13 protein-coding genes are annotated in these 11,464 nt (G+C 26.5%); 12 read left to right on the plus strand and 1 reads right to left on the minus strand.

The window, feature by feature from the left end:
• Positions 1–37 precede the first annotated feature (37 nt).
• Positions 38–412 (minus strand): SdpI family protein, encoded by a 375-nt coding sequence (locus HMPREF2852_RS02105; RefSeq protein ID WP_070605684.1) that lies wholly within the window; start codon positions 410–412, stop codon positions 38–40.
• A 145-nt stretch (positions 413–557) separates the two neighbouring features.
• Here HMPREF2852_RS02105 and HMPREF2852_RS02110 point away from each other — a divergent pair, with 145 nt between their 5' ends.
• From HMPREF2852_RS02110 to HMPREF2852_RS02165, 12 genes are all read left to right on the plus strand, one after another.
• Positions 558–1,715 (plus strand): glycosyltransferase, encoded by a 1,158-nt coding sequence (locus HMPREF2852_RS02110; protein WP_070605686.1) that lies wholly within the window; start codon positions 558–560, stop codon positions 1,713–1,715.
• Positions 1,696–2,703, plus strand: a complete 1,008-nt coding sequence (locus tag HMPREF2852_RS02115; RefSeq protein WP_070605688.1) for an LTA glycolipid anchor biosynthesis glycosyltransferase, IagA/BgsA family — start codon at positions 1,696–1,698, stop codon at positions 2,701–2,703. The genes HMPREF2852_RS02110 and HMPREF2852_RS02115 overlap by 20 nt, the downstream gene beginning before the upstream one ends.
• Positions 2,700–3,398 (plus strand): hypothetical protein, encoded by a 699-nt coding sequence (locus tag HMPREF2852_RS02120; RefSeq protein ID WP_070605690.1) that lies wholly within the window; start codon positions 2,700–2,702, stop codon positions 3,396–3,398. The genes HMPREF2852_RS02115 and HMPREF2852_RS02120 overlap by 4 nt, the downstream gene beginning before the upstream one ends.
• A 150-nt stretch (positions 3,399–3,548) precedes the next feature.
• Positions 3,549–4,997, plus strand: a complete 1,449-nt coding sequence (locus tag HMPREF2852_RS02125; RefSeq protein ID WP_070605692.1) for an MBOAT family O-acyltransferase — start codon at positions 3,549–3,551, stop codon at positions 4,995–4,997.
• An 11-nt stretch (positions 4,998–5,008) separates the two neighbouring features.
• Complete coding sequence (locus HMPREF2852_RS02130) at positions 5,009–6,136, plus strand: hypothetical protein (protein WP_070605694.1); 1,128 nt, start codon at positions 5,009–5,011, stop codon at positions 6,134–6,136.
• 255 nt (positions 6,137–6,391) lie between these two features.
• Positions 6,392–6,748, plus strand: coding sequence for a DUF2089 domain-containing protein (locus tag HMPREF2852_RS02135; protein WP_004839748.1), 357 nt, complete (start codon positions 6,392–6,394; stop codon positions 6,746–6,748).
• Entirely contained in the window at positions 6,741–7,814 is a 1,074-nt protein-coding gene (locus HMPREF2852_RS02140) for a DUF4097 family beta strand repeat-containing protein (protein WP_070605696.1), read from the plus strand. The genes HMPREF2852_RS02135 and HMPREF2852_RS02140 overlap by 8 nt, the downstream gene beginning before the upstream one ends.
• Positions 7,815–8,304: 490 nt before the next feature.
• Entirely contained in the window at positions 8,305–8,571 is a 267-nt protein-coding gene (locus tag HMPREF2852_RS02145; RefSeq protein WP_070605698.1) for a glycine zipper domain-containing protein, read from the plus strand.
• On the plus strand, positions 8,572–8,931 hold the full coding sequence (locus HMPREF2852_RS02150) for a GntR family transcriptional regulator (RefSeq protein WP_070605699.1): 360 nt from the start codon (positions 8,572–8,574) through the stop codon (positions 8,929–8,931). It abuts the gene before it with no gap.
• Entirely contained in the window at positions 8,931–9,620 is a 690-nt protein-coding gene (locus tag HMPREF2852_RS02155) for an ABC transporter ATP-binding protein (RefSeq protein WP_070605701.1), read from the plus strand. The genes HMPREF2852_RS02150 and HMPREF2852_RS02155 overlap by 1 nt, the downstream gene beginning before the upstream one ends.
• Positions 9,613–10,425: a hypothetical protein gene (locus HMPREF2852_RS02160; RefSeq protein WP_070605703.1), complete on the plus strand. Its 813-nt coding sequence runs from the start codon at positions 9,613–9,615 to the stop codon at positions 10,423–10,425. The genes HMPREF2852_RS02155 and HMPREF2852_RS02160 overlap by 8 nt, the downstream gene beginning before the upstream one ends.
• A 65-nt stretch (positions 10,426–10,490) precedes the next feature.
• Positions 10,491–11,417 (plus strand): type I phosphomannose isomerase catalytic subunit, encoded by a 927-nt coding sequence (locus HMPREF2852_RS02165; RefSeq protein WP_070605706.1) that lies wholly within the window; start codon positions 10,491–10,493, stop codon positions 11,415–11,417.
• Positions 11,418–11,464 lie beyond the last annotated feature (47 nt).

Here is an 11,464-nt window from a genome sequence, read left to right on the forward strand (position 1 = left end):
AAAAAAATAAAGCTATTTTACTTTTTGTAAAATAGCTTTATTTTTTATCATCTTCATCATCTTTTTCATCTTTTAAATTAAATTTTTTTCTCATGTGGTGTCTTAAAATTAAAAGTAAAAGGATAAAATATAGGATTGTAAAAACAATTAGAAGGATTACGCATATATTTCTTTTTATTTTGAAATACAAAATTATTGGATAAATTATGCCAAATAAAATTATTCCAAGAATTATTGAAAGATTTCCAGCAAAATTATTTCCGTATTCCCAACATTCTTTATTGTAACAAACTTCCCAAATGTGAAATCCAACTCTCATTTTTGGATAGTCTGTGTGAAATTTTTTGAAAAATATTCCTACATAAATTGAAAAGAATAATAAAAGCACATCGCCAACTATTAAATTTCCCAAATTATCACCCTTTCTTTGAATTAATACTAGATAAAATATACCCCAATTGATATAAATTGAAAAATATTTACTTTTTGCATACAATATTAATAGACTTTATAAGTTTATAATGAAGAAATGTTAAGTTAGTTAAAGAGGTGATTCGATGAAAATTTTAATTACATCTGATTGGTACGATCCTGTCGTCAATGGTGTAGTAAGATCAATTTTAAATTTAAAATCCTATCTAGAGGATAGGGGATTTGATGTAAAAGTTTTAACCCTCTCAAATTCAACTGAAAGTTATAAAAAAGGAAATGTTTATTATATAGGAAGTCTTGGTGCGGGGAAAATTTATCCAGAGGCAAGGATTTCTGCAACTTTAAGAAATAAATTCATTAAGGAAATAAAAGATTGGAAACCAGATATTGTCCATTCACAATGCGAATTTTCTACTTTTATGATGGCGACAAAAATTGCCAAAAAAACATCTTGTCCTCTAGTTCACACCTATCATACAATTTATGAAGACTATACTCACTATTTTTCTCCATCAAAAAAGGTGGGCAAAAAAATGATTTCGGTTTTTTCAAAAGCAATTGCTGATAGGGTTGAAATGATTATTGTTCCAAGCGAAAAAACTAGAGAAATTTTAAAATCTTATGATATTGAGGATGAGAAAATAAAAATAATTCCTACTGGTATAGAAATGCCAGAAAAATTGGAAGATAAAAATAAAATTAGAGATTATTATGGATTTGATGCAAGCGATAAAATAATTCTTTATTTGGGTAGGCTTGCCGAAGAAAAAAATATTGAGGAATTAATTGATTATTACGAAAGACTTGATATAGAAAAATTAAAATTTATTCTTGTTGGGGGCGGACCTTATTTAAAAGATTTGAAATCTTATGCAAAAAATATTGATAAAAAAATTTATTTTGCTGGCATGGTTAAGCCTAAAGAAGTAAATAATTATTATAGAATGGCAGATGCTTTTGTTTCTGCAAGCAAGTCCGAAACTCAAGGACTTACTTATTATGAGGCGATGAGCAATGGCACTCCTGCGATTTGTAGAAAAGATTACTGCCTTGATAAGGTAATAATTGATGATTTTAATGGCTACCAATATGAAAATTTTTCTGATTTTAAAAAATATTTGGAAATGATTTTTATTGATAAAGAGAAAAAGGATAAGCTTTCAAAAAACGCAAGAAAATATGCTTTGGAAAATTTTTCTATAGATTCTTTTGGCGAAAATTGCGAAAAATTATATAAAGAAGCAATCAAAAAAGGTAGGACACATGAAAATTCTTATTTATAATGAAGATTATCAAACTGTAAAAGAATCTGGCGTTGGAAAAGCAATAGACCATCAAAAAAAGGCTTTGGATTTGGTTGGAGTTTCATATACCTTAAATCCAGATGACGATTATGATATTTGCCACATAAATACAGTTTTTCCAAAGTCTGCTTTTTTTGCAAATAAGGCGAGAAAATCTGGTAAAAAAGTTGTCTATCATGGGCATTCCACTAAGGAAGATTTTAAAAATTCTTTTGTCCTATCAAATGAACTTGCACCATTTTTCAAAAAATGGCTTATACATTGTTATAAAAAAGGAGATTTGATTTTGACTCCAACACAATATTCCAAAAATATTTTGGATTCATATAAGATTGGAAAAGAAATTAAAGTAGTATCAAACGGTGTCGACCTAGATTTTTGGAAGAAAAAAGAAAATGACAGGGAAAATTTTTACCAAAGATATAAGCTTGATAAAAATAAAAAATCAATCATTTCGGTTGGTCTATTTATAGAAAGAAAAGGAATTTTGGATTTCGTAGATCTTGCAAAAAAACTTCCCCAATACGAATTTGTATGGTTTGGAGAATTGAAATTGAGCTTAGTGCCAGAAAAAATCAAAAAAGCTGTCAAAACAGATTTAAAAAATTTACATTTTCCAGGCTATGTTAGCCAAGAATTATTGAGAGAAGCCTACTCAGGCTCAGACCTTTATATATTTCCAACATTTGAAGAAACCGAAGGAATAGTTTTACTAGAGGCCCTTGCAACAAAAGCCGACACAATAATTAGAGATATAGAAATTTATAAAAATCTCAAAGATGGAAAAGAAATTTATAAGGCAAAAGACAGGGAAGAATTTTACAAAAAAATAAAATTGATTTTGGAAGGAAAGTATCCTTCACTAAAAGAAGAAGGCTACAAGCTCGCCCAAGAAAAATCCATAGAAAATATAGGCTTGAAACTAAAAAAATATTACCAAGACCTATTAGAAAGAGAAGAAAAATGAGAAGTGTAATAAAATTTATAAGCTATGCCCTTTTGATTATTTTACTACCAAGTTTTGTCATGCTATTTGTGACAAGCCTTGATACAAGCAATTTTATGTTAATTTTTTTAGGACAAATTTTAGTTTTTCTAATATTATTAAGTTTTTATTTTCTAATTAGAAAAAATACAAAAAAATACGAAGACAAAACAAAAAAAGAAATCGAAAACGAAAAAAATGTAGAAAAACTAAAAAAATTAAGAAACGAAAAAATTTCATACAAATCAAAGGCAAATATAACAAAAAGAATAATAGACATCTCCTATACAAAAGAAGAATGCGAAAACCTTAAAAAATTCACATCAACCTACGACGATATGATTTTTTATTATTCAGCCCTTATAAAAAATGAGAGAGATGATAGAAAAAATTACAAGCAAAAAAGAGATAATTTTATAAAAAGATACAAAAATAGACATTTTATTTTCTCAGATTACAAAGAAAATTTAAAAACTTCAATAAAATGGATAGGAGTATTTTTGATTTTCTCCCTAATTTCATATTTAAATCCATTCAAATTCATAAAAAATCAAGAAATTTACGGGATAGTAGTACTATTAAATTTTACTTTTAACCTAGCACTTGTAGTAAATACAATTATTTGGATCCTAAGAAGCTTGAAAAGTTACTGGGCAAAAGAGTTGTTTAGTATTTAAATATTAGAATTATATTTTTGTTTAAAAAATCAAAATTGAGTTTATTGATTTATAGGAATATAATTTATTTATATTGCTATGTTTAATTCGCATAGATTTATGCTAGGGGATTTATATATAAATATTTTTAAATAGTGGGAGATTAGTTTAATGCAGTTTAATTCTTTTATTTTTATATTGCTTTTTTTGCCATTAGTTATTATGGCTTATTTTATAGGGAATAAAATCAATCAAACAGTTGGTAAAATAGTCATTATTTTGGCAAGTGTCATATTTTATTCGTATTATGATTTATCAGTTTTTACGGTGCTTGCGATAAGCTTACTTATAAATTATCTTTTTGTTATAGGTATTAAAAAGTTTAAAAAATGGAAAAGAGCATTTGTTATTTTCCCTATAATTATAAATATATGTTTGTTGCTATATTTTAAGTATTTGAATTTCGCAATAAATAATATAAATTTGATTTTTGGTCGAGAGTTTGCATTAAAAGAGTTAACTATGCCACTAGGAATTAGTTTTTTTACATTTCAACAAATTGCTTATATAGTTTCATCATATAAAGAAGAAATAGAGCAGACATCCTTCATAGATTATCTTGCATATATTTTATATTTTCCAAAAATATTAATGGGACCCTTAATTGAACCTGTTGACTTTATTCGACAATTTAATAATGAAAAATTGAAAACTTTTAATCTTGATAATTTAGCTAGCGGAATAAAGATATTTAGTTTTGGTCTTTTTAAAAAGATGATGATAGCTGATGTTTTTTCTAAAGCTGTCTCTTGGGGATATGCAAATATTGATAATACCACATCGATGGATTGGATTTTAATATCGATTTTTTATACATTTGAAATATATTTTGATTTTAGCGGATATAGTGATATGGCAGTAGGAATTTCTTCTATGTTTAATATAAGCTTACCAATAAATTTTGATTCGCCATATAAAGCTTTATCTGTTAGGGATTTTTGGAAGCGTTGGCACATATCTCTAACTAAATTTTTTACAAAATATATTTATATTCCTCTTGGAGGAAGTAAAAAAGGAAAAGTTTTGACATACATAAATACTCTGCTTGTATTTATAATTAGCGGTATTTGGCATGGTGCAAATTGGACATTTATACTATGGGGATTAATTTATGGAATACTTATGGTATTAGATCGTATTTTTGAAAAAATCGAAAGCAAAATATTTGAACCAGTAAGATGGTTCTTTACTTTTAATATTATTAATTTTTTATGGCTTTTATTTAGATCCTATACAATAAATATGTGGATTCAATTAATAAAAAGAATTATAAGTTTTCAAGATACGTCTATTAGTCAAGGCTTGATAGACAACTTTGTAATGTCAGAATCGAAATTTATTCAATCTATTTTTCATTTAGATAAGTTTGCTAATAACATTAGAGGATTTTGGTTATTAGTTTATTTAATAATTTCATTTTCTGTTTGTCTAATACCTGAAAACAATTATAAAAATCATAAAAGTTTATCGTTTATGTCTATGATATCTTCTGCAATCTTATTTATTTGGGCATTTATTTGTTTAAGTGGGGAATCTGTATTTGTGTATTTTAATTTTTAGGATGTGATTATATGAAATCGAAAAATTGGATAATAGGATGGGGAGTAATTGTTTCAATATTCCTTTCTATAATTGGTATATTAGTAATAAAAATAGATCCATATTTTCATTACCATAAACCAGATTTGAATAAATATTATTATTCATTAGATAACCAAAGAAGTCAAAATAATGGAGTAATAAAAAATTTTGATTATGACGCACTTATTACTGGCTCATCAATGACAGAAAATTTTAAAACTTCTGAAATGGATAGTATATTTGCTGTAAAATCAATAAAAGTTCCTTTTTCGGGCGGTACTTATAAAGAAATAAATGATAATCTTGTTTTTGCATTAGAAAATAATCCTAAATTAAAAACTATAGTTAGAAGTTTAGATTACAGTAAAATATTCGATGATAAAGATTTAATGAGAACTGATCTTGGAGAATATCCTACATATCTATATGATTCAAATCCAGTAAATGATGTAAGGTATTTATTTAATAAAGATGTTGTTTTTGGAAGAATTTACCCAATGATATCAAATAAAAGTGAAACGAATTTTAAACCAGGCATAACATCATTTGATGATTATGCTAGTTGGCAAAAAAATTATACATTTGGAAAAAATTCTGTAATTCCTAACGGTATAAAATCAATTGAAAAATCTAAACCTGTGCATTTAACCAATGAAGAAAAACAAACTATAAATGAAAATATTGCACAAAATGTAACGTCACTTGCGGCAAAATATCCTGATGTCAATTTTTATTATTTTTTTCCGCCTTATAGCGCGGTATTTTGGAATGATTTAAACAATGATGGAACTATTTATAAACAAATAGAAGCGGAATCTTATGCTATTGAATTAATTTTAAAATATCCTAACATTCATTTGTATTCTTTTAATATGCTTACAGATATAACTACTGATTTAAATAATTATAAGGATTCTACACATTATGGTCAGTGGATAAATAGTTTGATGCTTAGATATATGAAAAATAATAAGTGCTTATTGACAAAAGAAAATTATCGAAGTTATTTAGATGAAGAACTTAAATTTTATACGTCTTTTGATTATTCTAGTCTTAACGATCAAATTGATTACGAAGATGATTTATATAAGGCAGATATTGTCGATAAAAATTATTAGATTGTAATTGATTTTTTTAGAATAAATTAAATTTGATTATTAAAAAAGGTTTAATATATATGTGAATCGTTTTAATTAAGAAGTGATACTTAATTAAGACGATTTTTTTGTTTTTATTATTGCAAAGTTAAAATGAATATATCAAAATTGATTTTTAATTTAATTAATAAAATGAATTTAAATATTAAAAAAATTAAAAACAAACTTTACAAAAATTAAAATGGTGGTATACTTATTTTATAAAGGAGGCGGGTTTTGATTAATAAATGTCCTAATTGTGGTGGTGACTTGGTTATCACTTCTTATAAATGTAATTCATGTTTTACTGAAGTTAGTGGAGAATTTGAAATGGGTAAGTTTCAAAGGCTTGATATTGAGGATTTGGAATTTATTGAGCTTTTTTTGCAAAAGCGTGGCAGTATAAAAGATGTTGGAGAGAGTTTGGGAATTTCTTACCCGACTGTTAGAAATAGAATTGACAAGATTGTAAAAAAACTTGGTGGAAAAATAAATAAACAAGAATCTAGAATAGATATTTTGAATATGGTCAACAGCGGAGAGATTACTCCTGACCAAGCAAGTGAACTTTTAAAGGAGCTTAAAGATGAATGAAGAAAAGAAAATGATTTTAGATATGTTAAAAGAAGGAAAAATTACAGTTGAACAAGCTAGCGATCTTTTGGAGGCAGTTGGCAAAGACAAGTCTAAAAATAATGAGGAAAGTTTTGTTGATAAATTATCAACTTCTTTTGAAAAAATTATGAAAAAGACAAGTGAAACTATTTCAAATTTTGATTTTGATATTGATCTTGATAGTGTAAATATTCCTAATATTTATCACATAAATTCTCAAAAAACTGAAAATCAAACAAAAATTGATGATGATGTCAATGCTATTGAAATTGATCTTATAAATGGTTCTTTGGATATTGAAAGAGCTCAAGAAAATCATGTTATGGTTGATGAGAAAGTTTATTTCAAAAACAAAGAAGACCAAGTAAATGATTATTTAAATATTGAAGTTGTTGAGGACAAATTAATTGTAAGTGTAAATGAAAATTATAAGTCTTTGGATGCAAGTGCGAATGTAAAATTATATTTGGGCAAAAATATTTATGATAGTCTTGATATAAATATTGTAAATGGTCAAGTTGAACTTTGTGATGTTGATTTTAAGGAAAATAATATTGAATCAACTAATGCAAGATTTACTATTATAAATTCTGCTGGGAATATTGATTTGAAAAATACTAATGGAAAAATTGAAATTAGAAATACAAATGGAAATCTTGAAGTTTCTAATGTAAATGGATCAGTTTATCTTTCAAATATTTCTGGAGAAAATGCAAATGTTGATCTTGTAAATGGTTCTATAAGAATTGATGGCTTAAATATGGAAAATGTAGATCTTTCATCAAAAGCTGGTTCAATTAAAATTTTTAAAATCGTTGATGCAAAAGAAGTTAATATAGGAACACAATTTGGATCAGTTGTAATTGATACAAATGAATTTAATAAAAATATAAAGGCTTTGATTAAATCATCATCTTATTCAATTGCGGATAAATTTAAAAATAAATTGCAAACAAAAGATGGCTACCAAGTTTCAACTAATCCAGAGGAATCAGATTTAGATTTGGATATAAAATCAGCTTTTGGTAGAGTAAGCATTAGATAAAATAGAAAAAACAAAAAGGTCTTAGGAGAAATCCTAGGGCCTTTTTTGTTTGGAGATTTTAGAAAAAATAGGTTTTAAAATCACTTATTTAGTTTAGTATATTTGTTTAAAAATTTAGCCTTGTTAGGCTAAAAATTTTTGAGGCAATTACCAACAAATATTTGCAAAAGAAAAAATGAAATTATAAGAAAAGAGGGTAAATTTTGAGGGATTATTTTCAAATTTTCTTTCAATTTAGATATTAAATTATATTTATTAGGAAATGTAAAAATTTTTGTAAAATTTGAGTAAATATTTTGAAAATTTTTAAAAAAACAAAATCAAATTTTAAAAAATAATTAGTAAAAGCTTTTAAATTAGGCGTTTAGCGTATTTTATTTTTTAATTTTAAAAATTTTAAAAAAGACTTTACAAAAATAAAAATCGGGGATATAATATTATTGTATTAAGAGAGTGATACAATAATACAAAAATACAAAAAGGAAAGTGAATGAATATTTTAAAAATAATTTTGCCTATGGGGCTTTTGGGGTTTTTATTTGTATTTATTATAAAAAAACTTGAAAAAAGCGAAAAAATTAAAGGCAAAAATCAAAATCACAAAAACAAGCAAAATTATTTGGCAGAAGGTATGACTATTGGAATGAGTTTTGGTATAATTTTTGGTTCTTTGTACGATAATATTGGAACTTTTCTTCCGATTGGAATGTTGATTGGTTTGGTTGTTGGGCAAGCGATAGAAAAAAAGGAGGCTTAAATGGAATTTGATAATGATAGACCTATTTATCTTCAAATTTTAGAAGATTTTAAGTCGAAAATTTCAAGTGGCGTGTGGAAAGCTGGCGATAAAATTGATTCTGTTAGAAATCTTGCCAAGGATTATGAAGTAAATCCAAATACTGTCCAAAGAGCTTTGGCTGAGCTTGAACGCGATAGACTTTGTAAAAGCCAAAGGACAAGTGGAAGATTTGTAACGGATGATGGGGATTTGATAAAATCTTTATCAAAAAATGCTTTTGAAATAATTTGTGAAGATTTTATTAACAATGCAAAAAATTTAAAAATTTCAAAAGAAGATGCTCTTGATGGTCTTGAAAAATTTTGGGAGGTGGACTAATGTTAGAGATTAAAAATTTATCTATTGCATACAAAAATAAACTTGTTTTAGATAAGCTAAATTTATATTTTAAAAAAGGAGAAATTGTTGGGCTTTTGGGACCTAATGGATCGGGAAAAACAACTTTGCTTAGAATTCTTGCAGGTCTTGAAAAAAATTATAAGGGTGAGGTTAAAATTGGTGGAGAAAATCCTGACTATCTTACAAAATCATTTGTATCCTACCAACCAGACCATCTTCCTTTGGACAAATCATATAATTTGATTCAAATTTCAAATTTATATGACGAATTTTTTGAAGATTTTTCAAAAGGAAAATTTGAAAAAATAATTAAAGATTTTAAACTTGATATGAAGATGAAAATAAAAAATATGTCAAAGGGTATGAAAGACAAGGTGCAAATTGCTCTTTCTCTTTCAAGAAAGTCGGATTTGTATCTTTTGGATGAGCCGATGAGTGGGATTGATCCTGCAAGCAGGAAAAAAATTATGGATGTAATAATTGATAATTTTGATTCAGAAGGTCTTATGATTATTTCAACTCATTTGATTAGTCAAATCGAAAGACTTTTGGATAAGGTTGTATTTATTTCTGATGGAAAAATTATTTTAGAAGAAAATATTGATGATTTAAGACAAAATCACAACATGGGAGTTGAAGAATACTTTGAGGAGGTTTTCAATGGCTAAATTATTAAAACACCAATTAAAAGAAAATATTAGGGACATAATTCCTTGGATGGTAATTCCTTTAATTTTGTCAGTTGTATTAAATTATATAAATTTATATTTTGACTCAGCGTTTTTGGATTTTATCACAGTTATTTCAATGGTGGTTATGTATTCATCCTTTGCAATTTCAATGATAATTGTAATTTTAAATGATTACAAAAAATTTTATGGAGAAGAGGCTGCCTTTTATGATGTCCTTCCAGTAAAATCAGAAGATATAACCACATCAAGAGTTTTAAATATTATGATTATTGCCTTACTTGCAGGATTTATATTTTTTATAGAATTTTTTGGATTCCTTCTAGTTACAATAGGAGCAAGAGGAGAGGATATAAGCCAAATATTTGAGCAAATAAAAGTGCTTTTAGGCCAAGTTCCATCAAAAACTATAATTGTCTTTATTATTACAATTTTAATTTCCCTCCTTGCAACGCTTACAAGAATTTTAGCGTCAATAAGCATTGGCTCAAGTAAAACTTTCAAAGATATGGGAAAATTTGGTCCAGTTTTGGTATTTATAATAATAACAATAATAGTTTCAATTTTTGGACTTACATTTGGATTGAAATTTTTTGAAACATTTGGAGTAAGAGTATCAGAAAGTTCAATACAAACACAAAGTGGATTTTATTTAAGCGATATAAAAACTGTAGAAGAATTTACAAGAATGTTGGGAATTGGTGCTATACTTGACCTAGTAGCATCATCAATACAAATTTATCTTACAAACTTCTTCCACAAAAACAAACTAACAGTAGCATAAAGAAAGGCTCAAGGATTAACCTTGGGCTTTATTTTTTTCTTAGTATAATAAAAAAGAGGTGACTTATGGAAAAAATATTATTTTTAGAAGGAAAATTTGTAGAAAAAATTTGGGGAGGAGATAGGCTAAAAAAAGAATTCCCCTACCAATTTGAATCAGAAAATATAGGAGAATATTGGGCTATTTCTGCTATGAAAGATTTTCCATCAAAAATTTTAAATGGAAGATATAAGGGAGAAAATTTAGATTTTTTATACCAAAATCACAAAGAACTTTTTGGAAATGAAAAAAAAGAAAATTTTCCTCTTTTGATAAAATTAATAGATGCAAATGATGACCTATCAATTCAAGTCCATCCAGACGATGAAATGGCAAAAAAAGAAAATTCCTACGGGAAAAGTGAGTGTTGGTATATTTTAAATGAAAATCCAGCAAAAATAATCTATGGCTTAAAAACAAAAAACAAAAAAGAAGCCATTGATCTAATAGATAAGGAAAAATGGGAAGATTTATTAAAAGAAGAAAATTCAAAAAAAGGAGATTTTTTTAAAGTGCCAGCTGGCATGGTTCACGCCATAAAAAAGGATTCCTTGATTTTGGAAATCCAACAAGCATCAGATATAACCTACAGACTTTACGATTACGATAGAGTTGATAAAAATGGAATTAAAAGAGCTTTGCACCTAGAAAAATCAAAAAAAGCCTTAAAGTGCCTAGACACGGAAAAAATTCACGAAAATTTAGAAAAAAATACGGAGATTTTGTATGATAATGAGTATTTTACAGTAAAAAAAATAAATGTAGAAAAAGAAATTTCGTTTGAAAGAAAAGAGCCATATATTTTAGAAAGCATAATAAAGGGGCGTGGAGAAATTATAATAGACGATGAAACATATCCAATAAAAAAAGGAGATTTTTTTATAATAACAAATTATACCAAATCCTATTCTTTTAAAGGAAATCTAGAAATTGTAGAATCATCTTCAAAATAAAAGACCATCGGAAGATGGTCTCAGAGCGTCGACAAACCCACCAATAA

The organism is Anaerococcus sp. HMSC065G05 (assembly GCF_001812365.1).
GTDB lineage: Bacteria > Bacillota > Clostridia > Tissierellales > Peptoniphilaceae > Anaerococcus > Anaerococcus vaginalis.

Excerpts from the sequence above, each read along its gene's own strand:
- HMPREF2852_RS02165 (WP_070605706.1), top strand. The coding sequence starts at position 10,491 with ATGGAAAAAATATTATTTTTAGAAGGAAAATTTGTAGAAAAAATTTGG.
- HMPREF2852_RS02140 (WP_070605696.1), top strand. The coding sequence starts at position 6,741 with ATGAATGAAGAAAAGAAAATGATTTTAGATATGTTAAAAGAAGGAAAA.
- HMPREF2852_RS02150 (WP_070605699.1), top strand. The coding sequence starts at position 8,572 with ATGGAATTTGATAATGATAGACCTATTTATCTTCAAATTTTAGAAGAT.
- HMPREF2852_RS02130 (WP_070605694.1), top strand. The coding sequence starts at position 5,009 with ATGAAATCGAAAAATTGGATAATAGGATGGGGAGTAATTGTTTCAATA.
- HMPREF2852_RS02125 (WP_070605692.1), top strand. The coding sequence starts at position 3,549 with ATGCAGTTTAATTCTTTTATTTTTATATTGCTTTTTTTGCCATTAGTT.
- HMPREF2852_RS02115 (WP_070605688.1), top strand. The coding sequence starts at position 1,696 with ATGAAAATTCTTATTTATAATGAAGATTATCAAACTGTAAAAGAATCT.
- HMPREF2852_RS02110 (WP_070605686.1), top strand. The coding sequence starts at position 558 with ATGAAAATTTTAATTACATCTGATTGGTACGATCCTGTCGTCAATGGT.
- HMPREF2852_RS02160 (WP_070605703.1), top strand. The coding sequence starts at position 9,613 with ATGGCTAAATTATTAAAACACCAATTAAAAGAAAATATTAGGGACATA.
- HMPREF2852_RS02155 (WP_070605701.1), top strand. The coding sequence starts at position 8,931 with ATGTTAGAGATTAAAAATTTATCTATTGCATACAAAAATAAACTTGTT.
- HMPREF2852_RS02145 (WP_070605698.1), top strand. The coding sequence starts at position 8,305 with ATGAATATTTTAAAAATAATTTTGCCTATGGGGCTTTTGGGGTTTTTA.
- HMPREF2852_RS02120 (WP_070605690.1), top strand. The coding sequence starts at position 2,700 with ATGAGAAGTGTAATAAAATTTATAAGCTATGCCCTTTTGATTATTTTA.